The organism is uncultured Tenacibaculum sp. (assembly GCF_947499065.1).
Taxonomy (GTDB): domain Bacteria; phylum Bacteroidota; class Bacteroidia; order Flavobacteriales; family Flavobacteriaceae; genus Polaribacter.
This window is the reverse complement of record NZ_CANMMT010000001.1, coordinates 765,044-787,804: the sequence shown is the minus strand read 5'-3', so window position 1 is coordinate 787,804 and position 22,761 is coordinate 765,044. Positions and strand designations below refer to the sequence as shown.

Annotated in this window: 21 protein-coding genes and 1 tRNA gene; 8 read left to right on the top strand and 14 right to left on the bottom strand. The window is 30.9% G+C overall.

Annotated elements, in window-relative coordinates; translation table 11 throughout:
* Window positions 1–55 precede the first annotated feature (55 nt).
* The 6 genes from Q0958_RS03625 to Q0958_RS03600 all read right to left on the bottom strand — a co-directional run bounded on the left by Q0958_RS03625 (window position 56) and on the right by Q0958_RS03600 (window position 6,476).
* Window positions 56–1,696 carry a S8 family serine peptidase gene (locus Q0958_RS03625; RefSeq protein ID WP_299119707.1) on the bottom strand — a complete coding sequence of 547 codons (1,641 nt, stop codon included), beginning with the start codon at window positions 1,694–1,696 and terminating at the stop codon, window positions 56–58.
* A 9-nt stretch (window positions 1,697–1,705) separates the two neighbouring features.
* Window positions 1,706–2,551, bottom strand: coding sequence for an MBL fold metallo-hydrolase (locus Q0958_RS03620; protein ID WP_299119705.1), 846 nt, complete (start codon window positions 2,549–2,551; stop codon window positions 1,706–1,708).
* A gap of 326 nt (window positions 2,552–2,877) precedes the next feature.
* A tRNA-Cys gene (locus Q0958_RS03615) sits at window positions 2,878–2,948 on the bottom strand.
* 55 nt (window positions 2,949–3,003) lie between these two features.
* Window positions 3,004–3,366: a dihydroneopterin aldolase gene (gene folB, locus Q0958_RS03610; RefSeq protein ID WP_235274603.1), complete on the bottom strand. Its 363-nt coding sequence runs from the start codon at window positions 3,364–3,366 to the stop codon at window positions 3,004–3,006.
* Window positions 3,367–3,389: 23 nt separating this feature from the next.
* Window positions 3,390–3,602 carry a zinc ribbon domain-containing protein gene (locus Q0958_RS03605; protein ID WP_299119699.1) on the bottom strand — a complete coding sequence of 71 codons (213 nt, stop codon included), beginning with the start codon at window positions 3,600–3,602 and terminating at the stop codon, window positions 3,390–3,392.
* 54 nt (window positions 3,603–3,656) lie between these two features.
* Window positions 3,657–6,476: a glycosyl hydrolase gene (locus Q0958_RS03600; RefSeq protein WP_299119696.1), complete on the bottom strand. Its 2,820-nt coding sequence runs from the start codon at window positions 6,474–6,476 to the stop codon at window positions 3,657–3,659.
* A 139-nt stretch (window positions 6,477–6,615) separates the two neighbouring features.
* On the opposite strand from Q0958_RS03600, the gene Q0958_RS03595 reads away from it, so the two are divergent.
* From Q0958_RS03595 to Q0958_RS03580, 4 genes are all read left to right on the top strand, one after another.
* Window positions 6,616–7,518: a RimK family alpha-L-glutamate ligase gene (locus Q0958_RS03595; protein WP_299119694.1), complete on the top strand. Its 903-nt coding sequence runs from the start codon at window positions 6,616–6,618 to the stop codon at window positions 7,516–7,518.
* Window positions 7,485–8,450 carry a succinylglutamate desuccinylase/aspartoacylase family protein gene (locus Q0958_RS03590; RefSeq protein ID WP_299119692.1) on the top strand — a complete coding sequence of 322 codons (966 nt, stop codon included), beginning with the start codon at window positions 7,485–7,487 and terminating at the stop codon, window positions 8,448–8,450. Before Q0958_RS03595 ends, Q0958_RS03590 begins: the two co-directional genes overlap by 34 nt.
* 77 nt (window positions 8,451–8,527) lie before the next feature.
* On the top strand, window positions 8,528–8,779 hold the full coding sequence (locus Q0958_RS03585; RefSeq protein ID WP_150897936.1) for a hypothetical protein: 252 nt from the start codon (window positions 8,528–8,530) through the stop codon (window positions 8,777–8,779).
* Between the two features lie 130 nt (window positions 8,780–8,909).
* Window positions 8,910–10,286, top strand: a complete 1,377-nt coding sequence (locus tag Q0958_RS03580; protein ID WP_299119688.1) for a DEAD/DEAH box helicase — start codon at window positions 8,910–8,912, stop codon at window positions 10,284–10,286.
* Here the strand turns inward: Q0958_RS03580 and Q0958_RS03575 are convergent.
* The 5 genes from Q0958_RS03575 to Q0958_RS03555 form a co-directional block, all read right to left on the bottom strand.
* The gene (locus tag Q0958_RS03575; protein WP_299119685.1) at window positions 10,283–10,507 is read right to left on the bottom strand and encodes a hypothetical protein; all 225 of its coding nucleotides are present in this window, start codon (window positions 10,505–10,507) and stop codon (window positions 10,283–10,285) included. The two genes, Q0958_RS03580 and Q0958_RS03575, sit on opposite strands and share 4 nt — an antisense overlap.
* Before the next feature lie 81 nt (window positions 10,508–10,588).
* Window positions 10,589–12,130 (bottom strand): glycine--tRNA ligase, encoded by a 1,542-nt coding sequence (locus tag Q0958_RS03570; protein ID WP_299119684.1) that lies wholly within the window; start codon window positions 12,128–12,130, stop codon window positions 10,589–10,591.
* Window positions 12,131–12,231: 101 nt separating this feature from the next.
* Window positions 12,232–13,131, bottom strand: coding sequence for a hypothetical protein (locus tag Q0958_RS03565; protein WP_299119682.1), 900 nt, complete (start codon window positions 13,129–13,131; stop codon window positions 12,232–12,234).
* 49 nt (window positions 13,132–13,180) lie between these two features.
* Entirely contained in the window at window positions 13,181–14,089 is a 909-nt protein-coding gene (locus tag Q0958_RS03560; protein WP_299119680.1) for a hypothetical protein, read from the bottom strand.
* A gap of 45 nt (window positions 14,090–14,134) precedes the next feature.
* Window positions 14,135–14,695, bottom strand: coding sequence for an rRNA adenine N-6-methyltransferase family protein (locus Q0958_RS03555; protein WP_299119678.1), 561 nt, complete (start codon window positions 14,693–14,695; stop codon window positions 14,135–14,137).
* Window positions 14,696–14,811: 116 nt separating this feature from the next.
* Between Q0958_RS03555 and Q0958_RS03550 the strand changes: the two genes are divergently transcribed.
* Window positions 14,812–15,441 carry a ComF family protein gene (locus Q0958_RS03550; RefSeq protein WP_299119675.1) on the top strand — a complete coding sequence of 210 codons (630 nt, stop codon included), beginning with the start codon at window positions 14,812–14,814 and terminating at the stop codon, window positions 15,439–15,441.
* 53 nt (window positions 15,442–15,494) lie between these two features.
* Window positions 15,495–17,093 (top strand): Ig-like domain-containing protein, encoded by a 1,599-nt coding sequence (locus tag Q0958_RS03545; RefSeq protein WP_299119673.1) that lies wholly within the window; start codon window positions 15,495–15,497, stop codon window positions 17,091–17,093.
* Between the two features lie 9 nt (window positions 17,094–17,102).
* Here the strand turns inward: Q0958_RS03545 and Q0958_RS03540 are convergent, their stop codons facing one another.
* Together Q0958_RS03540 and polA are read right to left on the bottom strand one after the other, a co-directional pair.
* On the bottom strand, window positions 17,103–17,483 hold the full coding sequence (locus Q0958_RS03540) for a hypothetical protein (protein WP_235274589.1): 381 nt from the start codon (window positions 17,481–17,483) through the stop codon (window positions 17,103–17,105).
* A gap of 10 nt (window positions 17,484–17,493) precedes the next feature.
* Window positions 17,494–20,328: a DNA polymerase I gene (gene polA / locus Q0958_RS03535; protein ID WP_299119669.1), complete on the bottom strand. Its 2,835-nt coding sequence runs from the start codon at window positions 20,326–20,328 to the stop codon at window positions 17,494–17,496.
* Between the two features lie 174 nt (window positions 20,329–20,502).
* On the opposite strand from polA, the gene Q0958_RS03530 reads away from it, so the two are divergent.
* Both Q0958_RS03530 and Q0958_RS03525 read left to right on the top strand, forming a co-directional pair.
* On the top strand, window positions 20,503–21,726 hold the full coding sequence (locus Q0958_RS03530; protein ID WP_299119667.1) for a metallophosphoesterase: 1,224 nt from the start codon (window positions 20,503–20,505) through the stop codon (window positions 21,724–21,726).
* An 86-nt stretch (window positions 21,727–21,812) separates the two neighbouring features.
* Window positions 21,813–22,106: a thioredoxin family protein gene (locus tag Q0958_RS03525; protein ID WP_299119665.1), complete on the top strand. Its 294-nt coding sequence runs from the start codon at window positions 21,813–21,815 to the stop codon at window positions 22,104–22,106.
* On the opposite strand, the gene Q0958_RS03520 is transcribed toward Q0958_RS03525, so the two are convergent.
* Entirely contained in the window at window positions 22,103–22,756 is a 654-nt protein-coding gene (locus Q0958_RS03520; protein WP_299119662.1) for a polysaccharide deacetylase family protein, read from the bottom strand. The two genes, Q0958_RS03525 and Q0958_RS03520, sit on opposite strands and share 4 nt — an antisense overlap.
* Between the last annotated feature and the right edge of the window lie 5 nt (window positions 22,757–22,761).

Below are 22,761 nucleotides of genomic sequence, written 5' to 3'. Positions count from 1 at the left end.
TAACAAAAAAAGAGCATCAAAATATAATGCTCTTTTTGTTTTCTTTATACTATTATTATTTTCTTCCGTTTACCATTCTGTCTGCCATTCTTACTGCATTGTATGCATTAACAACACGACCTGAAACTGATAAATCTGCGAAAGGAACTATCTCTTCTTTGTTACCGTATCTAGCTCCAGTTCCTGGCTTGATAACTTCTAAATCTATTTTAGTTCCTGAGTTCATTAAAATGTGTTTTACCTGACTTGCAGATAATTTTGGATAATAAGAACGTACTAATGCTGCTACACCTGCTGCTGCTGGAGAAGCCATAGACGTTCCACTAATTTTCTTATAAGTACTATTTGGAAAAGTAGAGTGAATTTGTACTCCTGGAGCAAATACATCTACATTTATTTTTCCGTAGTTTGAAAAAGTTGCTGGTAATTTTTTATCATAGTTAGCACTCATTGCTCCTATTGTTAAAAAGTTATCTGCTACTTCATTTACTAAATCTGGTGCATCATTTGGAAATGTTTTTTCTACATCAATGTTTTTACCATCATTTCCTGCTGCATTAACAATTAATACATCTTTAGAAGCTGCATATTTAATTGCATCATAAACCCATTCTTTGTTTGGTGAAAATCCTTTACCAAAACTTGTATTAATTACTTTAGCTCCATTATCTACTGCATAACGAATACCTAAAGCAACATCTTTATCGTACTCATCACCATCTGATACTGAACGTACTGCCATCATTTTTACATTATTAGCAACTCCATTCATACCAACTCCATTATTTCTTTTTGCTCCAATAATACCAGAAACGTGAGAACCATGTGCTTCTCCTTCTTCTGAATGCCCGGTATTTCCATCACCAGAACCTGGTTTATCGTTAATATCGTAAGCATTATCTCCTACAACAGTACGGTAATCTGTTTTTAAGTTATCTCCATCAATTGTAGCTTCTGCAGTTTTCACTAAACCACTTAAAACTTTTCCAATACTAGCTAAAGTATAACCATTCCTCTTTGCAAAACCTGCAGTACCTATAGCTGCTTTTAATTTTTCATCGGTAGTATTAATTGCCTCTATTTCTTTATCAGTATAATCTGATTTTTTGAAATATTTCGTTAATGTTTCATCTGCCAACTTTACATTTGCTAACATTTCTCCATAACGTACTTTATTCTTTTTAGCTCCTTCAACTTTTTTAGTTTGAAATGCTTTTACCTCTTTTAATGTTTCTTCATCAGCAATTGAAGGATTCATTAAAATACGTTCATATTCTAAGTGTTCTTTGTATGATTTCCCTAAGAAATTCCATCCGTTGATATCGTCAACATAACCATTCTTATCATCATCAATTCCGTTTCCTGCTATCTCTTTAGTATTTACCCAAGCAACATCTACTAAGTCTTCATGTTTTAAATCGGTACCCGAATCAACAACTCCCACTATTACTGGTACGCTTTTCTTTCCTTTTAAGAATTCATATGCTTTATTCACACTCATTCCTGGAATGGTATCTGTTGCTAAATCTAAGTGCTGCCAATTATCTTTTTCGCTATCTGTTAACTTAGCTTTTTTTGCTGGAAGGTTTACTACGGTATTAGATCCTGTTGGTACAGGTATTTTACTAACTGTTTTACAACTAGCTAGGATTGATACTGCTACAGCAGAATAAAATACTGGCTTTAAAACTCTCATATCTCTATTTTAATTAAATATATCTGTAAATTTATAACTCTCTTTTAATCGTACTCCTTTTTCAGTATGCTTTACAGTTATTACCTCATTATAGGCATCGTGCTCTAAAAACAAGTAATATTCTTTATCTGCTGCCTCATTTAAGAAGGCTTCTTTTTCTTTTAGCGTTAATAATGGTCGAGTATCATATCCCATAACATATGGTAATGGTATATGGCCTGCAGTAGGTAATAAATCGGCCATAAACACCAAGGTTTTGTCTTGGTATTCTATTTTTGGTAGCATTTGTTTTTCTGTATGTCCATCTTTAAACAATACATCGAACCCTACATAATCTTTTGCGTTTAAGTGTAAAAAATTTAGTTGACCACTTTCTTGTATTGGCAATATATTTTCTTGTAAAAATGATGCTTTTTCTCGTGCATTTGGTTGGATTGCCCAGTCCCAATGACGCTGATTACTCCAAAAACGTGCATTTTTAAAAGCTGGTTCGTATCCTGTTCGGAATTTATTCCATTGGATTGCTCCTCCACAATGATCAAAATGCAAGTGTGTTAAAAACACATCGGTTATATCATCTCTATGAAAACCATACTTAGCTAATGAAGCGTCTAAAGAGAAGTCTCCAAATAAATAATAATACCCAAAAAATTTATCTGATTGTTTGTTTCCAATTCCAGTGTCTATCAGTGTAAGTCTATCTCCATCTTCTATAAGCATGCATCGCATACTCATTGATATCATATTCTTTTCGTCTGCTGGATTTGTTCTTTCCCAAAGTGATTTTGGTACTACACCAAACATGGCTCCGCCATCTAACTTAAAATTACCTGTTTCTATCGGATAAATTCGCATAACTACAAAGATGCAGATTTTTAACGAAACTTTTTGTTAAGGAAAACAAAAACATTAATGCAGGCATTCTTTTTATTCTCTTTACGCAATTTTAAACCACCTCTGCTATATTTAAGTATTTTTCAATTGTTAGCTAGAAATACTTTATAATAGATATTATACTTATAATACATTTATAACCTTTGATATAAATTCATTATCATGAGTCGAAATTACCTTTATTTGAAGGGAAATACTTGTTTTGTTATCTAGAAAATTGTTAGTTACTTTAAATTATTATTACAACAAAAAAACCTTCCAAAATAATGGAAGGTTTTTACTTTCTGAGGTGTCGAGCGGATTCGAACCGCTGTACATGGTGTTGCAGACCACTGCCTAGCCACTCGGCCACGACACCTTATATTGATAAGGACTGCAAATTTACAGTTTTTATCCTTTTCTGCAAGCTTTTTTTAATTTTTACGCACATCTTTTACAATAATTACAACTTCTCCTACATTTCCTCCTATTGGTGGATTAATTTTTGAAACGCTAACCTCCGCCTCTTCAACAAGTTGTATCTCTCTAAAGATTCTATCTATAATTCTTTGTGCTACATGCTCCAATAATTTAGAACGAATAGCCATTTCTTCTTTTACAATATGATTTAAATGAACATAGTCTACTGTATCAACTAACTCATCCGTTTTTGCCGATTTTTGTAAATCTGCTTTTACTTCAACATCTACTCTATATTCTGAGCCTATCTTTCCTTCTTCGTCTAAACATCCATGATTGGTAAATAAACGAATATCATTTACTCTTATAATTCCCATATAGGCAAAGATACTATTGTTTCTTAATTTGTAAAGAAATCAAAAACATTACTTAATGCACTTGTACTTGCTTTATAAAACTCTGTATAACTGCATCTTTGACAAGTTACACTAGTAAATTTTTTATTCTGTACATCAAAAATTTTAGACAATGTTCCTCCTGTAGCTCTCATTTCACTTACTTCGTAAGTATGATTATTACATTTTGGACAAGTATAGTTTAACGATTTTTTCATTTTCTTTGATTTTTTTATACTTATTAGAGTACTTAAATAAAAAAATGTTACAACTTACTTAATTTCTAATGTCTGCTTTTTGTCCTCAAACTTTATAGTATATTTTCCTTTTGGTAAATAATAAACTCCGTTTTTTGCTTTTTTTACAATTGCATCCTTATGTTTTTTCAGATATTCTTTTCTTCCTTTTTCAGAAAAAGAAGCATCGTATGTTATTTCATTAAATCCTTTCTCTACATCTTTTTTAATTGTATTTACTAGAATATCTCCTGCATAAATTTTAATACTAACCTTTTTATTTTCTCTCACATAAAATGGAATCGAAATTTTAGGTGTATTTGGCTTTAACCACTTACTCCATGAACTTCCCCAAAAATTACTTTTTCTAATTTTCTTTATAGCAAATAATGTTTCTTCATTTTTGAAATCTTGCAACGGTGCTATGTTTGCTTTATACAAACTACGACCATGCGTTCCTACAATTAAATGCTTAGCCTTTGGCTGAATTACTAAATCGTGAACCGCTACATTAGGTAGCCCTTTTTGGAATAATTGCCATTCTGCACCTTTATTAAAAGATACATACAAACCATTATCCGTTCCTACATACAAAATGTTTTCTTTTTTAGGATCTTCTTTAATCACATTTACTGGTGAAGCTGGAATGTTACCACTTATATTTTTCCATGTTTCCCCATAATTATCAGACATGTATACATATACATTAAAATCGTCCCAACGGTATCCATTCAACGTAACATACACTCTTCCTTTTTTATGTTTTGAGGCAATTACTCTACTTACCCATAAGTTTTGAGGTAATGTATTTGAGATGTTCTCCCAACTTCCGCCTGCATTTTTAGTAACTTGTACAAGTCCATCATCGGTTCCTATATAAATTAAACCAAATTGGAACGGGCTTTCCGAAATAGTAGTTAACGTACCATAAGCTACATTACCTTTTCTTCCTCCTTTGGTTAAATCTTCTGAAATAGTTTCCCAAGTATCTCCTTTATCTAACGAACGGTGTAATTTATTTCCTCCTAAGTATAATATATCCTGATTGTGTTTTGATAACTGGATAGGTGTTTGCCAATTAAAGCGATATGGATTTTCTCCTAACTTATGTTTTGGTTGAATATATTTTTGCTGTCCAGTTTTTCTATTTATACGGAAGTAGTTTCCAAATTGATATCCTGTATATACAATATTAGGGTCTCTATCGTCTACAGCCACTTGCATACCATCTCCTCCCATAATACTCTCGTATGGATTTTTTCCTGTTTGCTTCCAACGCTTATCCATTTTAGCATTATGGCTCGCTACCCAAACACCATTGTCTTGTAAACCTCCATACACTTTATAGTTTTTCTGATTATCGGCATAAACCGTATAAAACTGACCCACTGCTGGTTGATTCAGTTTTGTCCAACTTTCACCATCATCATATGAAATATTTAAACCTCCATCATTACCATCAATTAAATGTCCTTGTTTCTTTGCATTTACCCATAATGCTTGATGATCGGCATGTACATTTTCTTTACTAATTGATGTAAATGTTTTTCCTCCATCTTTCGATTTTAAAATAGGAACCCCTAATACATAAATTCCTTTTTCATCCTGTGGATCTACTCGTATTTCTCCAAAATAATATCCATATGAATAATATAAATCATCTAAATAACCTTCGTGTGTTTTCTTCCATGTTTTTCCACCATTGGTAGTTTTAAACACTTCTGCTCCAATTACCGGAGTATCAAATAACAATGTATTTGCGTTTTCTAAATACTTAGCTAAATCGTTTGGTTTTACAGAACCTGAACGCACCATTTGTTTTACATTTTCAGCTCTATATTTTTCTTGAAAACCATTCATTTTTAAATAGGTATTCAGCTTTTTATCTTTCAATTTTAAAAAGTCTTCTACAGACATTGTTTTAAAATCGTCTTTTGTTAGCGCATTTGAGTCTTCTTCTTTTTTCTTTTCCTTTTTTCTTCTAAACTGACTATCGTGAAAAGCATATACTACATTTTCATTAAAAACTGCTAAACCAATTCTTCCTACATTTTCTCCATTTGGGAAACCATTATTGTCGGATATTTTTGTCCAAGTAGTTCCTGCGTCTGTTGATTTATAAATTGCTGAATTCTTTCCATCTCCATCAAAATTCCATGCCTTTCTATTACGTTCCCAAGCTGCTGCATATAATACATTAAAATTATTGGGCGCTTGCTGCACATCTATAATTCCAGTATTTTCATTAATAAACAACGTTTTTTTCCAAGTTTTACCACCATCGGTAGTTTTAAAAATACCACGCTCGTTATTTGAGGAATATAAATGACCTATAGCTCCAACAACAACCTCATCTGGATTATTTGGGTTAATTAAAATTCTTCCAATATGATGACTATCCTGTAATCCAACATTTTCCCACGTTTTTCCTTTATCAGTAGATTTTAAAATCCCAATCCCTGCATATGAAGAACGTGATGAATTATTTTCTCCTGTACCTACCCAAAGTGTTCCGTTTTTCCAATCAACTGCAATATCCCCTACATTTTGTGTTGGTGAACTATCTAATACTGGTGTAAAAGTTGTTCCATTATTATTTGTATACCACAAACCTCCTGATGCATAACCCACATAAAATTCAGTTGTATTCTCTGGATTTACATCAATATCTACTACTCGACCACTCATTACTGTTGGTCCAATGTTTTCAAAAGAAACATTTTTTACTATGGATGTTTTTGCTAGTGCTTCTTTTTGTACTAGCGATTCTTTTACTATTTTAGAAGAAGTAGCTTGCTGTGCTACCAACGCATAAGGAACTAATGCTATAAAAACTTTACAAATTGTTTTCATCATCTTGGTTTTAGAGCTTATGAAAGTACTTCATGTAAACATTATATCAAAAAAAATTAACAGAACATTATCTTATCCACTATAAAAACAATTCTCTCTATTCAAAAAAATGTTAGATTTGTGTAATTTGAACAGCATAGCTATGAATATTTTTATTCTTTCTGTTAGTGACCAAATATATTCTACACAAAGAATATATAAAGAAGCGCATCGTAGAGGACATAATGTTAGAATTATAAATCATTTAAGATGTTCTATAAAACTTACCAACGGTAAGCCTGAAATTATTTATGAAGGTGAAAATATTATTGATATTCCCGATGTAATTATTCCTAGAATTGGTGCTTCTGCAACTCGTCATGGCGCAGCAGTTGTTAAAGAGTTTGAAATGAATGGTGTATATAGTGCTGCCACTTCTTTAGGAATTCTACGTGCTCAAAATAAGGTTCGTACTTTACAAATAATGAACCGCAAAAACATTCCTATTCCAGATACTTTATTTTCTGTTAATCCAGAGAATATTAACGAACAGATAGATTTGTTAGGTGGCGCTCCAATTATAATTAAACTACAAGAAGGTACACATGGTTCTGGTGTGATTTTGGCCGAAAGTAAAAAATCTGCCAAATCTATTATTGATACCATGTATGGTACAAATACTAATATTTTATTGCAAGAATTTATTCAAGAGAGTAACAGTGAAGATATTCGTGCTTTTGTTGTTGGAAATGAAGTAGTTTCTTCTATGAAAAGAAAAGGGTTAGAAGATGATTTTCGTTCAAATATTCATAGGGGTGGTAATGGTTTTAAAGTAACCTTAACTCCTAAAGAAGAAGAAATAGCTATAAAAGCTGCCCAATACTTAAGTTTACCTGTTACTGGCGTTGATTTGATACGCTCAAAAAGAGGACCTTTACTAATTGAAGTAAACTCTACTCCAGGGCTCCAAGGTATTGAGGCTTATACAAAAGACAATATAGCCAAGGCTATTATTAAATTCTTAGAAGAAAAATGTTTGAACAAGAGTTTAAAAACGAAATTGTAGAAATACGTGGAAATAAAATTGGTTTAGGCGAATCTAAATTAATTAAAATCCCTATTGATAGGTTACCTACTGGTACTCTTATCGAAATTCCTGTATATGTTTTTAACGGTGATAAATTAGGACCTACCATTTTATTACAAGGAGGTTTACATGGTGATGAAGTAAACAGTATTGAACTTGTACGTAGAATGCTTATTGATAAATCTTATAAAATACATAGAGGTTGTGTTATTGTTGTTCCTTTATTAAACATCTTTGGCTTTTTAAGTTTATCTAGATATATGCATGGGAAAGATGTTAATAGAAGTTTCCCTGGTTCTAAGTCTGGTTCTTTGGCCAGTAGAATGGCATACTACTTAATGAAAGAGCTTACTAAAAATATCGATTTTGCCATTGACTTTCACACTGGTGGGGCTCAAAGAAATAACTTTCCTCAAATAAGATATACACCTGAAGATGAAAGAGGTTATGAACTAGCAAAGCTTTTTAACGCTCCTTTTTTGTTTGGCTCTAAACTAATTCCTAAATCTTTTAGAAATCAATGTTATAAAAATAATATCCCTGTAATTGTTTATGAAGGAGGTGAATCATTACGTTTAGATGAAAATGCTATTCAACAAGGAATAAATGGTACACTAAGAGTTTTAAAACACTTTGAAATGATTAATCATAATGTTGGAGTTCCTGAAAATCTTATTAGTATAGCTATTCATAAGCGAAAATGGATTCGTGCTAAAGTTGCTGGTTTATTCAATGCCAAAATTGAAAACGGAGCAGCAATTAAAAAAGGACAAGTATTAGGTAATATTATGGATACTTACGGTAAAACTAACTTTGATATCAAAGCTCCTTTTGATGGATATATTATTGCTAAAAACAACTTTCCAATTGTAAACATGGGTGATGCTTTATTTCATATCGGAACCACCTAACTAACTGACATTATTTGTTTTATTAATTAATTTTCACTTTCTTTAGAATCAATTAACTAATTAAAAAACAATAAATTATGGAATTAATTATTAGCTTATTAAGTGGTGCCGTTGGGGGTAACATTGCTGGTGCTTTATTAAAAAAATATTCTTTAGGTACTCTTTGGAATTCTGTTGTGGGAATTCTTGGTGGTGGACTAGGAGCCCAACTATTAGGCATGCTTAACATTGATATTTCTGGTATTATTGGAAACATCATTGGTAGCGGTGTTGGTGGTGGAGTTTTAATGGTTATTATTGGACTTATTAAAGGTGCAATGAAAAAATAAGCTAGCTAAATATTACATCTAAAAGGCGCTTTTTGGGCGTCTTTTTTTATTTACTATACTTCCTAATAAATAGCAGTACCTTTGCAGCTTCATAGCTATACTTATTATCGCTATTTCTGAAAAAAAACATATGACATTTAAATCTTTAGGTTTATCTGATGCTTTACTAAAAGCCATCAAAGAAAAAGGATACAATTCTCCTTCTCCAATTCAAGAAAAAGCAATTCCACATATATTAGAAGGAAAAGATATATTAGCTTCTGCACAAACTGGAACTGGAAAAACTGCTGGTTTCACACTACCTGTTTTACAACGATTAGCAGAAACTAAACATCCAAAATACCGTCCAATAAGAGCTTTAGTATTAACTCCTACGAGAGAATTAGCTGCTCAAGTTTATGATAATGTAAGAGAATATAGTACATATTTAAATATTAAGTCTGCCGTAGTTTTTGGAGGTGTTAAAGCATCTGGTCAAATTAAAACATTAAGGCAAGGTGTTGATATACTAGTTGCTACTCCTGGTAGATTATTAGATTTACATGATCAAAAAGCTGTATCATTTAAGCGAATTGATGTTCTTATTTTAGATGAGGCTGATAGAATGTTAGACATGGGGTTTGTTAGAGACATTAATAAGATTATCAGTTTTATGCCTTCAAATCGTCAAAACCTATTGTTTTCGGCCACTTTTTCTAAAGAAATAAAAAAACTTGCTGAAGGTATTTTAAACAACCCTGTTTCTGTAGAAGCTGCTCCGCAAAATTCTACCGCCGATAAAGTTGCTCAAAAAGTTTATTCAATTGACAAGAAAAAGAAAACAGAGATTGTTATCAAACTCATCAAAGAAGGTAATTGGAGTCAGGTTTTAATTTTCACTAGAACCAAACACGGAGCTAATAAACTAACCGAAAAGCTTATTAAAGCTGGTGTTACTGCTGCTGCTATTCATGGAAATAAAAGTCAAGGAGCCAGAACCAAAGCTTTAGCTAATTTTAAAAACAATACTAATAGAGTTTTGGTTGCCACTGATATTGCTGCACGTGGTATTGACATTCCTTTACTACCACATGTTATAAATTTTGAACTACCTAATGTTCCTGAAGATTATGTTCATAGAATTGGTAGAACTGGTAGAGCTGGTGCTAAAGGAGAAGCTATTTCTTTGGTTTGCAGCGAAGAAACAGAATATCAAAAAGAAATAGAAAAAATCTTAAAACAGAAGCTAAAAACTGAGATTATTGAAGGATATGAGCCTACTGATACAGCGGGACCTAAAAGAGCTTCTACTCAAAAAAAGAAACCTTTTAAAAAGAAAAAAGGCGTTGGTGCTACTCATAGAGGTGGTTCGAGCAAAAAAAACACAAAAGACAATTCTAACAAGCCTTCAAATAAAAAAGAAGGAAGGTCTAGAAATAATAAAAAGAACCAATCTTCTGCTAGCTCTAATAACAAACCGAGAAAAAGAAATAACAAAAGAAGAAATAATAAAAAAGCTGAGGATTAATTCTCAGCTTTTTTATTTTGATTATTATTTATAACGTACTTCTTGTACTTTCCATCTTTATATCGGTAGTAAATAAATAAGGGCATTAAAATAAATGACATAAATAAAACCCCTAATCCCATTACTACTTGGGCTTTTGGATGCTCAGTGTTTAATAGGTAAACTCCAGCAATCATCCATAATAAAAAGATAACGAATAGTATTTTTAATAAAGTCTTCATTGTTTTCTATTTAATAGCGCAAAAATAAAAAATCCTACCATTTTTAGAATGATAGGATTTCAAGTTTTATATAAATATCAATTACATTTTTTGTAACCAATTTTTAACATCTACTTCTTCTTTAATAATATCTCTTAATTCAGAAATAGCTACACGTTTTTGCTCCATAGTGTCTCTATGACGAATTGTTACCGTATTATCATTTAAAGTATCATGATCTACAGTAATACAGAATGGTGTTCCATTTGCATCTTGACGACGATAACGACGTCCTACAGCATCTTTTTCATCATAAGACACATTGAAGTCCCATTTTAAATCATCAACAATTTTACGTGCTATTTCTGGCAATCCATCTTTTTTAACTAATGGTAAAATAGCTGCTTTTGTTGGTGCTAAAACTGCTGGTAATTTTAAAACTGTTCTTGTTGTTCCATTTTCTAATTCTTCTTCTTGCAAAGATTTTGAGAAAACTGCTAAGAACATTCTATCTAAACCAATTGATGTTTCTACTACGTATGGCACATAATTCTTATTCTCTTCATGATCAAAATACTGTAATTTCTTTCCTGAATGCTCTTCATGCGCTTTTAAATCAAAATCAGTACGAGAATGAATCCCTTCTAACTCTTTAAATCCAAATGGGAATTTAAATTCAATATCTGCAGCTGCATCAGCATAGTGTGCTAATTTTTCATGATCGTGGAAACGATAATTATCAGCTCCCATACCTAAGCTCAAGTGCCACTTTAATCGAGTTTCTTTCCAAGTGTCATACCATTCTTTTTGAGTTCCTGGTTTTACAAAAAATTGCATTTCCATTTGCTCAAATTCACGCATTCTAAAAATAAACTGACGCGCTACTATTTCGTTACGAAAAGCCTTACCTGTTTGAGCAATTCCAAAAGGAATTTTCATACGACCTGTTTTTTGCACATTTAAAAAGTTTACAAAAATTCCTTGTGCAGTTTCAGGTCTTAAATATAAATCCATTGCAGTATCTGCTGAAGCTCCCAGTTTTGTTCCAAACATTAAGTTAAATTGCTTAACGTCTGTCCAATTTTTAGAACCTGTTAAAGGATCGGCAATTTCCAATTCTTCAATTAAAGCTTTTACATCAGCTAAATCCTCATTTTCTAAAGATTTTCCAAGTCGACCTAAAATAGTGTTTATCTTTTCTTGGTATCCTAAAACACGGCCATTGGTAGCAAGAAATTCTTCTTTATTAAAAGCATCGCCAAAACGTTTTGCTGCTTTTTTTACTTCTTTCTCTATTTTACCTTCTATTTTAGCACAATAATCTTCTACTAAAACATCTGCTCTATATCTTTTCTTAGAATCTTTATTATCAATTAATGGATCATTAAATGCATCTACGTGACCTGATGCTTTCCATGTAGTAGGATGCATTAAAATTGACGCATCTATTCCTACTATATTTTCGTGCATTTGCACCATTGCTTTCCACCAGTAATCTCTAATATTTTTCTTTAATTCTACTCCATTTTGAGCATAATCATATACCGCACTTAAACCATCGTAAATTTCAGATGATTGAAATACATAACCATACTCCTTAGCATGCGATAATACCTTTTTAAATTGATCTTCTTGTTTTGCCATGGTGCAAAAATAAAATAAGGATTTAAACTAACGCTATTCTAAAAGAAAAAAGTGAAGAATTCATTTAATTCTTCACTTTCTATTATTTTTTTAATGATTGTTTATCTGAGCTTTAAAGTTGTGGCTCCTGTATAGACACCGTCTACAAATGCACTCACGGTATATTTTCCTTTGTTTATATCATCTCTATTTACGAGAACTAAAGACACTAAACTTAATCTATTATTATCATAATTTATTTCTATAGAATCGGAATACTGTATTTTACCTCCATCTTTTAAGTTTGTAACTCCTTTTGGTGCTACTACTTTTTTATTCTCATCTATAATTTGAATATAAACAGATTTTTCTCCTGCCTCAGTAATTACATTTTTTAATAAATCAAAATTGATTTTAAAAGCGTCTGTTCTACTTGATCTCGATGTAGAGGTTAATTTTCCACTACTACGCTCCTTCATTGCAATTGCTTTTACTGGGCTTGTTTTAATAACTCCTCCAATAGCTATTTTCTCTTCAAGTGATTTTTGTTTCTCTGTTAACTCCTTGTTTTTCTCAGTTAACGAAACATTTATTGTTTCCTTTTGCTTTAAGATTTCATTGGTAATAACATTTTCTTGAGCTAAAGCATTGTTTACTGTACTAAGTGAATCTACTCGAATAAATAAATTTCTATTTTCTCTTTCTAAGGTAACAATCTTTCTTCTGTACTTTCTAATTAGGTTATAATTATCTGTTCGTAAACTTTTGATAGAATCACGTAGTTCTTTCATTTTTACCAACTCTACTTTTAATCTTTTAGAGAGACGTTTTTTTCTTACGACAACATCAGTATAATCTTTTATCATCTCGTCTAGTTCTTTTTCTAAATCAGTCTTTTCTTGTTGAAAGATTTGTTTCAGGTCTTCGTATTGGCTAGATTTCTGAAACGAGTACAACGTTAAAAAAAGTGTAAGCATTAAAAGCACAACAATTAATATGCTTTTTCTTTTGTGGGGAGTCATAATTAAGGGGGTTTATTGGGGTTAATTAATAGTTTTCTACTTCATTTCTTTATCTTAATTTCACAATTGATTTACCAGCAAAAACACCATTTACAAATATCTTAACTAGGTAAGATCCTTTGTGTATACTTTCTCTATTTACATAAATAAAAGAAATTACAGGTATTTGCTTGTTATGATATTCTGCCATTAAAATATCACTACTTATTATTTTCTCTTTATTTTTCAATCTTACTTCCTTTGCAGGAGCTATTACCTTTTTATTTTCATCTAATATTTGAATATAAATAGGCTTTATTCCTTCTGAAATAATTTTATTTTCTAATAAATTAAATTCTACTTTAAATGCATCGGTTCTGCTCGATCTTGATGTAGATGTATATTTATCTTTTCTTCTCTTTTTCATTGCCTCTACCTTTACTGAAGATATTTCAATAATTTCTGCTACGGCAATTTTTTCCTTTAGAACCTTTTTCTCTTGTCCTAAGAAGTAATTTTTATGCTTTAGTTTAGTATTCTGATTTTCTTTTTCTAATAAGACCTCTTTTACACTATCATTTTTAGTTTCTAGTTCATTATTAAGAAGGTTTAATGAATCTATTTGTGTAAAAAGAATTTTGTTTTGTGTAGCTAAGTTGGCAATCCTCTTTCTGTAAAAACGAATCAATCCATAATCTATCGCCTTTAAGTTTTGAATAGTATCTCGAAGTTTTATTATTTTATGAAGTTCTTCTCGAAGTTTTAATGAAACTTCATTTTTATCAAAGCTTACATCTTCATAGTCCTTAATAACAATATTAAGCTCAGATTCTAGCTCCTTTTTTTCTAACTCAAAAACATTCTTTAATTCTGCGTAATCACTCGCATTTTGATATGACAAATATCCAATGGTAATTATTAAAACCATCAAAAAGGCAACAATGCCGTTATTTTTCAGTCTTGGTATAGTAATCATCATCTGGGGAATTATGATGAACAACTTGATGTGTTCTGCGCTAATATACTATTTTTTAACACACTTGTACACAAATGCCGGTGGAAAGTTAAGAGGCTCAAAACTTAAAGCTATGTTTTTCCCAAAAACTTCTTTCAATTTTTTATAATAAGTTAAACTATATTGATATTGAATGAACATCCCATTAGTCTTTAAAAAACGATAACTTTCTAATAGAATATTTGACGATATTTTTTTAGGTATAATCGTTAAAGGTAAACTAGAGATTATATGATCTGCTTTGTCGTAACCTAATTTTTCTATTTCTTCTTTTATTTTTTCGGCAGAAGATTTTAGAACAATTAACTGCGGATGATTTATTTCTTTTAATTCTTCATAAAAAGCATCATTAATTTCAAAACATATAACAACAGCACTAGAATTAACCTTCTTTAAAATACTATGCGTAATTGCTCCATTCCCAGGTCCCAGCTCTACAATAACACTAGCTTTAGAAAAATCTATTTCTTTTAGCATTTTATCTGCTAAAAATCTAGAGCTAGGAACTACTGTTCCAGATGTTTTATAGTTTTTTACTGCTTCTTTAAAAAAATTAAGTTTCTTATTCAAAATGCTTTTTTGTTAGGTTTTCGTATCTTTCTCTTAAAAAATGGCTTGTAAAGATGCGACTTTTAAAAGAAATATTCTATTTATTTTATCCTAATCTATGTGTTAATTGTACGTTAATGTTACTACAAAATGAAAATTACCTATGTACAACCTGTAACCATGATTTACCTATTATCGACGACAACCCTTATACAAATGTTACAATGTTATCTCCTTTTTATGGAAAAGTACCTATAAAAAGTATTCGTTCTTTTTTATATTATCAAAAACACGGAATAACACAAAAAATTATTCATGAGTTAAAATATAAAAACCAACAACAAATTGGTGTGTTTCTTGCCAATAGATTTGGACATATATTAAAAGAGTCTAGTGTTTTTAATCATATTGATTATATACTTCCAGTTCCTCTTCATCCTAAAAAATTAAAACAGCGCGGCTATAATCAACTCACTAAATTTGGTCAAACTTTGAGTAAAATATTAGACATTCAATATATTCCCGATGTCCTTATTAAAGTTTCTGTTTCAAAAACACAAACTTTTAAAAAACGTTTTGAACGTTTTTCAAATAGTAAAACTAAATTTAAATTAACTAGTTATACTTTTTTTGAAAAAAAACACGTTTTACTTATCGATGATGTTATTACCACGGGAGCTACTCTTGAAAACTGTTGTAAAGAATTACTTAAAACAAAAGATATTACTATTAGTATTGCTACCATGGCTTACACTAAAAATGTATAAATTTCATTCGTCTTATTTTACTACTTTTGATCTTATATTTTAAATATTAATTTGTGAAAAACAAACACACTCTTTTAGTTATTTTATTTACTCTTATAATAGCTAGTTGCGCAAGAAAAGGTAGGCCTGATGGTGGTCCTAAAGATAAGGACGCTCCTATTATGGTTACCGCTAAACCTCCTTATGAAACTACTAACTTTAACAAAAAAAATATACGAATTGAGTTTGACGAATATATTGTTTTAAAAGATCTTACTAAACAGCTTGTTGTTTCCCCTCCTTTAAAAAACCCACCTTTAATCACCCCACAAGGGTCTCCAAGCAAACATATTAACATTAAAATATTAGACACCTTAAAATCTAATACTACCTATACTTTTAATTTTGGTAATGCTATCCAAGATAATAATGAAAACAATAAATTGGAAAGCTTCAAATACGTTTTCTCTACTGGAAACTACATAGACTCTTTAAGTTTAAAAGGTTCTGTTGCCTCTGCTTTTAAAAAAGAAAAAATTAAAGAAATTAGCGTATTATTATATAAATTAGATAGTACCTATAACGATTCTATCGTTTACAAACAAAAGCCAAGCTATGTAACTAGTACACTAGATTCTACAAATTTTGAATTTACTAATTTACGAGAAGGAAAATATCTTTTACTTGGTTTAAAACAGTCTTCAAACAACTACTTATTTAATAGTCAAAATGATGAGATTGGTTTTTTTAAAGATACTATTTCCTTACCTCAAGATACCTTGGTTACTAAACCTATACGTATTTTTAAAGAATTACAACCATTTAAATTTAAAAGAGGAAAGGAAACAACCAAAGGAAAAATTTTATTTGGATTTAATGGAGAAAAAGAAAATATGAAAGTCGATTTATTATCGTCTGTTCCTTCAAATTTTAAATCTTTTTCTCAGTTTGAAAAAGATAAAGACACTCTTAACTATTGGTATACTCCTATAATTGAACAAGATTCTTTGAATTTTATAGTTAGTAATACTGATTTTAAAGATACTATTACTGTACGTTTACGTAAAAAGAAAATAGATTCTCTTTCTATTTCTTCAAACATTCGTAGAACACTACACCTAAACGACACCTTATTTCTTAATACAAACAATCCCATTGTAAACATTGATAAAACAAAGTTTTCTCTAGTAGACAAAGACACCATTGATGTTCCTTTTGAAGTAAAAAAAGTAGATATTAATAAGTTAGCTGTTTTATTCTCGAAAAAAACAAAAATGAAATATGATTTCAATATTTTGCCTAAAGGAATTACTGACCTTTTTGAAACCTCCAATGATTCTTTAAATTATAAATACAACACACTAACTCCTGAAGATTACGGAACGATTGTATTAAACATTAAAAAAGAAACAAAGCATCCAATTATATTACAACTTATAAATAAAAACACTGTAATTAAAACTAAGTATCTAAATTCCTCTAAAAAAATAGAGTTTGAATTACTTGAACCTAAAGAATACACTGTTAGAGCAATTATTGATGAAAACAATAATAATCAATGGGACACTGGTGATTTCTTATCAAGAAAACAACCTGAAAAAGTAATTTACTTTGAAAAAGTTTTCAAATTGAGAGCAAACTGGATACAAGAAGAAATTTTTACTATTAAGTAAACTACAATTTTACCAACTTGCTGTTGGAGAAAATAACAAATCTGTGGGGTTATCAATATCATATAAGTATTGGTAACTCCTCGTTTCTTTTTTACAAAAAGGCTCTATAAGATTCAACATATTTATAAAACCTCTTAATGTAAGAACACAATAAAAGGTTTTATAATCTTCTGTAAGTATACCTTCATCAGACTTGAACAACCCTAAAATTAAATTACAATTTCTAGGTTTTATAAAATCTACTGTAGATAAATCTAATCGTTGTTTTTTATTAATAATTACATCTTCAATTAGCTCACTAAGCTTCTGTGCTTCTTCCTTATTAAAATTGTATAATCTAACAACATTCTCATTAAGACCATTTACATTCTCCAAATAATCTAATTCCATTCTTAAGCTTTTAATGTGCTTCTAACCAATTTTCTCCTAAACCAACCTCAACATCTAATGGAACCGACATTTTAAATGCATTTTCCATTTCTTCTTTTATAATTGGCTGAATAATCTCTAACTCATCTTTATGTGCATCAAACACCAATTCATCATGCACCTGTAACAACATTTTTGATTTAAAATTTTCTTTTTCAAATCTGTTGTGAATATTAATCATTGCAAGCTTTATTACATCTGCAGCACTACCTTGTATTGGTGCATTTACTGCATTTCGTTCGGCAGCACTACGTACAATACCATTACGAGAATTAATATCTTTCAAATACCTACGACGCCCTAAAATTGTTTCCACATAACCATTTTCACGTGCAAAATCTACTTGCTTTGACATGTAATTTTTCAACTTTGGATATGTTTCATAGTATGTATCAATTAAAGCCTTTGCTTCTTTTCTTGATAAATCTGTTTGGTTACTTAATCCAAATGCAGAAACTCCATAAATAATTCCAAAGTTTACTGTTTTAGCATTACTACGTTGCTCTCTAGTTACCTCATCGATGGCTACATTAAAAACTTTTGCTGCAGTTGAAGCATGAATATCTTCTCCATCCTGAAATGCTTTAATCATCGTTTCCTCTTCACTTAAAGCAGCTATAATTCGTAATTCAATTTGAGAGTAATCAGCAGCTAACAATACATGATTTTCATCTCTTGGCACAAAAGCTTTTCTAACTTCTTGCCCTCTTTTTGTTCTAATTGGAATGTTCTGTAAATTCGGATTATTAGAACTCAATCTACCCGTTGCAGCCACAGCTTGCGCATATACTGTATGCACACGTCCTGTTTTAGGATTTACCTCATTTGGCAAAGCATCTACATAAGTACTTTGTAGTTTTTTGTATTGACGATATTCTAAAATATTAGCAATTATCTCATGATCTTTTGCTAATGCTGAAAGCACATCTTCGGCTGTTGAATATTGTCCTGTTTTTGTTTTTTTAGGCTTGTCTACCAACTTCATGTTTTCAAACAAAACAACTCCTAATTGTTTAGGTGATGCTATATTGAACTCCTCTCCTGCTTCTTTATAAATATTTTGCTCTAATTGCTCTATATCTTTTGCTAACTCTACTGATAAAGATTTTAAGAACTCTGTATTTAAGTTAACTCCTTCTATCTCCATTGCTGTTAAAACCGACACTAATGGTGCTTCAACATCTTTGAATAACCCTGTTAAGTTTCCACCTTCTAACTCTTCTGAAAAATGTTCTTTTAACTGGTAAGTTATATCTGCATCTTCTACTGCATATTCGCTTTGCTTTGGAAGCTCTACCTGACGCATTGATAGCTGATTCTTTCCTTTTTTCCCTATTAATTCAGTAATAGAAACTGGCTGATAATTCAAATAGGTTTCTGAAAGAACATCCATATTATGGCGCATATCTGGGTTTATCAAATAATGCGCAATCATAGTGTCAAACAATTTTCCTTTTACAGGCATATTGTAATTTGACAATACTTTGATATCGTATTTTAAATTATGTCCTACTTTTTCTATACTATCATTCTCAAAAAATGGTCTGAATTCTTCAAGTATCGTTTGTGTTTCTTCTTGGTTTTCTGGAAATGTAACATAATATCCTTTCTTTTCTTCCCAAGAAAAAGCAATACCTATTAACTCTACTTCTAAAGCTTTCAACCCAGTAGTTTCTGTATCAAAACATACCGATTCCTGTTGCATTAATTTATTTAACAACAGTTTTCTAGATACTGGTGTGTTTATTAATTGGTAAAAGTGATTTGTATTGTCAATAGTTCTAAAACCATTAATGTTATTTTCTTCGCTAACTTTTCCAGTTCCTGGTGCTGCAAACAAATCAAACTGACCTGTATTGTTAGCTCCATCTGCTACTGCTTTCTTAGCCGTTTTACTTGAACCTTCTTCAGCTACTGGTTTTACTCCAAATGTTTTTAAGAAATTATCACTTAATCGTCTAAATTCTAAATCGTTAAATATTTCAGTTGTTTTTTGAATATCTGGTTGTTCAAAAATCAATTTATCCTGTTCTAATTCAACAGGTACATCTAACATTATGGTTGCTAACTTTTTAGAAAGTAATCCTAATTCGGCATTTGCCTCTACTTTCTCCTTCATTTTTCCTTTTAGCTCATGGGTATTTGCTAGCAAGCCTTCCATAGTTCCATAGGCAGCAAGGAATTTTTTAGCGGTTTTTTCTCCTACTCCTGGTAACCCTGGTATATTATCGGCTGAATCCCCCATCATACCAAGGAAATCTATTACTTGTTCTGGGTTTTCTACTCCAAATTTTGCTTTTACTTCCTCAATTCCCCATTTCTCATAACCATTCCCCATTCTTGGTGGACGGTACATAAAAATGTTATCTGAAACCAATTGAGCAAAATCCTTATCAGGGGTAACCATATAAGTTTGTAAACCTTCTTTCTCCGCTTTTTTTGCTAAGGTTCCTATAATATCATCTGCTTCATATCCTTCTTTTACAATTGCAGGAATATTCATTGCTTCCAATATCTTTTCAATATATGGAACCGCTATTTTAATAGCTTCTGGGGTTTCTTGTCTATTCGCTTTATACTCAGGAAAAGCTTCTACTCTATCTACACTTCCACCTCTATCAAAACAAACAGCTAAATAATCTGGTTTCTCACGCTTTATTACATCAATTAAAGAATTTGTAAATCCTAAAATTGCCGATGTATCCATTCCTTTCGAATTAATACGTGGATTTTTTATAAAAGCGTAATATCCTCTGAATATTAGTGCAAATGCATCAAGTAAAAAAAGTCGTTTTTGTTCTGCCATCTTATTATTTAAAGCCTATTGAAATAAATCACTGATATAGATTAAATTAAGAAAAATAACCTATATAAATTGTTCCTGAGAACTCCGTTTGTAAAGCTACAAAACTTTAACAAGATGTTAAAAATTGATTTTTTAGATTCACCCTATCTTTGTTCGACTTAAAAAAACATAAATATGTCTCGTTGGCTTATAACAATCATTATCATTTCGTTACTTATTATCTTACTTGAAACTTATGCTTTTCAAGCAATCAAAACAGTAACTAAAAGTAAGTTTATTCGATACGGATGGTTACTCTTTGGAGTTTTAGCTTACATCAACTTCTTTTATGTAATTTTTACTTCTGATAGAAGCTCTGGTCAAACTAAGCAATTTCAATGGGCATTTGGTTTTTTACTACTAGCTTTAGTTCCTAAATTATTTATTTTATTGTTTATGTTAGGAGAAGATTTGGTTAGATGGATTCAAAAAGCCATCTCATATTTTTCCTCAAATGACACTAAAGAATTGGCTGGAAGAAGAAGTTTTATTGCCAAATTAGCTTTAGGTATTGCTGCCATTCCTTTTGCAAGTTTACTTTATGGAATTTTTAAAGGTAAATACAATTATAAAGTACTTAAGTATCAATTAAAATTTAGTGATTTACCTGATGCTTTTGATGGTTTTACAATTACTCAAATTACCGATATTCATTCAGGTAGTTTTACTAATAAAGAAGAAATTCAATATGGTGTTGATTTAATCAATGAGCAAAAATCAGATGTAATTTTATTTACTGGTGATATTGTAAACAATTTTGCTACTGAGATGGATAACTGGATTGACACTTTCAAACAATTAGAAGCTCCTTCGGGAAAATATTCTATCCTAGGAAACCATGATTATGGCGATTATTCGAAATGGAAAAGCGATGAAGATAAAGAAGCTAATTTTAATGCCATTAAAGGAATTCACCCTAAAATTGGTTTTGAATTATTACTAAATGAAAATAGATATCTTGAAAAGGACGGTGAGAAAATAGCTTTAGTTGGCGTAGAAAACTGGGGAAAAGGTTTCAATCAAGCTGGCGACTTACAAAAGGCTTCTGAAGGAATTAATAAAGACGATTTTAAAGTATTAATGAGTCACGACCCTAGTCACTGGGAATATAAAGTTAAAAAAGACGATTTCAATTACCAGTTAACCTTAAGCGGGCACACTCATGGTTTACAATTTGGTATAGAAATCCCAGGATTTATCAAATGGAGTCCCGCCAAGTATGTTTACAAGCAATGGGCTGGTTTATATGAGGAATTTGGGCGCTATATTAACGTAAACAGAGGTTTTGGATACCATGCTTTTCCTGGAAGAGTAGGGATTTGGCCCGAAATTACCGTAATTGAGCTAAAAAAAGCCTGATTTTAAAGGAATTTAAACAAATGTTAATATCTATTTAAAAAAAAATCGGTAATTTTGATAAATTTTTTATATAAAACTTTATAGAAATGACAAAGTTTGGTGAAATTATAAGTATTGACAAACCTGTTTTAATTGATTTTTATACAGATTGGAGCGAGGTAGAACCTAGCTTAGATACGCTTCGTGATGTCGCTGCTGCTTTAGGAGATAAAGCTAAAGTAATTAAAATAGACATTAAAAAGAATGAAATTCTTGCTGATGCCTTACGTGTAAAAGGAAACCCTACTTTTATGATTTATAAAGATGGCGAAATGAAATGGCGTCAAACTGGCGAGCAAGATGCTAACACTTTAATTGGTTTAGTACAACAGTACGTTTAAAGTATAGCCTTAAATTCATACCCCTTTTTTGTATATTCTTCTAAAAACTTTGGAAGAACATAATACAGCCTGCCACTTGCTTTTATACTATCATGAAAAACGATAACACTTCCTTTTTCAGCATTATCTAACACGTTTTTTAAGCATTCTTCTTTGGTTACTGAGGTGTCAAAATCTGCGGAAAGGACATCCCACATTATAACCTTATACCCTTTTTTAAGCAATTCTCTTGCTTGTCCTCCTTTTATCTTACCATATGGAGGCCTAAACAGTTTTGTTTCGTTAGACTCCTTTATTTTAGAAGTTTCACTATTAATAATCTCTTCACAAAGTTTTATATTTTTTATATAATCTTCTTGATTGGTTTTCCAACCATTTAAATGATTAAATGTGTGATTCCCTACCGAGTGCCCTTCTTTTACTATTCTTGAAAAAACTATTGGATGCTTTCTAATATTATCACCGATACAAAAAAAGGTTGCTTTTGCATTATATCTTTGCAATTCATCTAACACAAACTCTGTAACCTCAGGGATAGGCCCATCATCAAAAGTTAGATAAATTTCTTTTTTATTGGAAGAGAAACACCACGTATACTTAGAAAATATCTTTTTAAGTATACGTGGTGTTTTTATAAAATACAACCTCATTAAAT

Bases quoted from the DNA above. Each gene is read 5' to 3' on its own strand.
- Q0958_RS03625 (WP_299119707.1), bottom strand. From the start codon at position 1,696: ATGAGAGTTTTAAAGCCAGTATTTTATTCTGCTGTAGCAGTATCAATC.
- Q0958_RS03620 (WP_299119705.1), bottom strand. From the start codon at position 2,551: ATGCGAATTTATCCGATAGAAACAGGTAATTTTAAGTTAGATGGCGGA.
- folB (WP_235274603.1), bottom strand. From the start codon at position 3,366: ATGGGAATTATAAGAGTAAATGATATTCGTTTATTTACCAATCATGGA.
- Q0958_RS03605 (WP_299119699.1), bottom strand. From the start codon at position 3,602: ATGAAAAAATCGTTAAACTATACTTGTCCAAAATGTAATAATCATACT.
- Q0958_RS03600 (WP_299119696.1), bottom strand. From the start codon at position 6,476: ATGATGAAAACAATTTGTAAAGTTTTTATAGCATTAGTTCCTTATGCG.
- Q0958_RS03595 (WP_299119694.1), top strand. From the start codon at position 6,616: ATGAATATTTTTATTCTTTCTGTTAGTGACCAAATATATTCTACACAA.
- Q0958_RS03590 (WP_299119692.1), top strand. From the start codon at position 7,485: ATGTTTGAACAAGAGTTTAAAAACGAAATTGTAGAAATACGTGGAAAT.
- Q0958_RS03585 (WP_150897936.1), top strand. From the start codon at position 8,528: ATGGAATTAATTATTAGCTTATTAAGTGGTGCCGTTGGGGGTAACATT.
- Q0958_RS03580 (WP_299119688.1), top strand. From the start codon at position 8,910: ATGACATTTAAATCTTTAGGTTTATCTGATGCTTTACTAAAAGCCATC.
- Q0958_RS03575 (WP_299119685.1), bottom strand. From the start codon at position 10,507: ATGAAGACTTTATTAAAAATACTATTCGTTATCTTTTTATTATGGATG.
- Q0958_RS03570 (WP_299119684.1), bottom strand. From the start codon at position 12,130: ATGGCAAAACAAGAAGATCAATTTAAAAAGGTATTATCGCATGCTAAG.
- Q0958_RS03565 (WP_299119682.1), bottom strand. From the start codon at position 13,131: ATGACTCCCCACAAAAGAAAAAGCATATTAATTGTTGTGCTTTTAATG.
- Q0958_RS03560 (WP_299119680.1), bottom strand. From the start codon at position 14,089: ATGATGATTACTATACCAAGACTGAAAAATAACGGCATTGTTGCCTTT.
- Q0958_RS03550 (WP_299119675.1), top strand. From the start codon at position 14,812: ATGTTACTACAAAATGAAAATTACCTATGTACAACCTGTAACCATGAT.
- Q0958_RS03540 (WP_235274589.1), bottom strand. From the start codon at position 17,483: ATGGAATTAGATTATTTGGAGAATGTAAATGGTCTTAATGAGAATGTT.
- polA (WP_299119669.1), bottom strand. From the start codon at position 20,328: ATGGCAGAACAAAAACGACTTTTTTTACTTGATGCATTTGCACTAATA.
- Q0958_RS03530 (WP_299119667.1), top strand. From the start codon at position 20,503: ATGTCTCGTTGGCTTATAACAATCATTATCATTTCGTTACTTATTATC.
- Q0958_RS03525 (WP_299119665.1), top strand. From the start codon at position 21,813: ATGACAAAGTTTGGTGAAATTATAAGTATTGACAAACCTGTTTTAATT.
- Q0958_RS03520 (WP_299119662.1), bottom strand. From the start codon at position 22,756: ATGAGGTTGTATTTTATAAAAACACCACGTATACTTAAAAAGATATTT.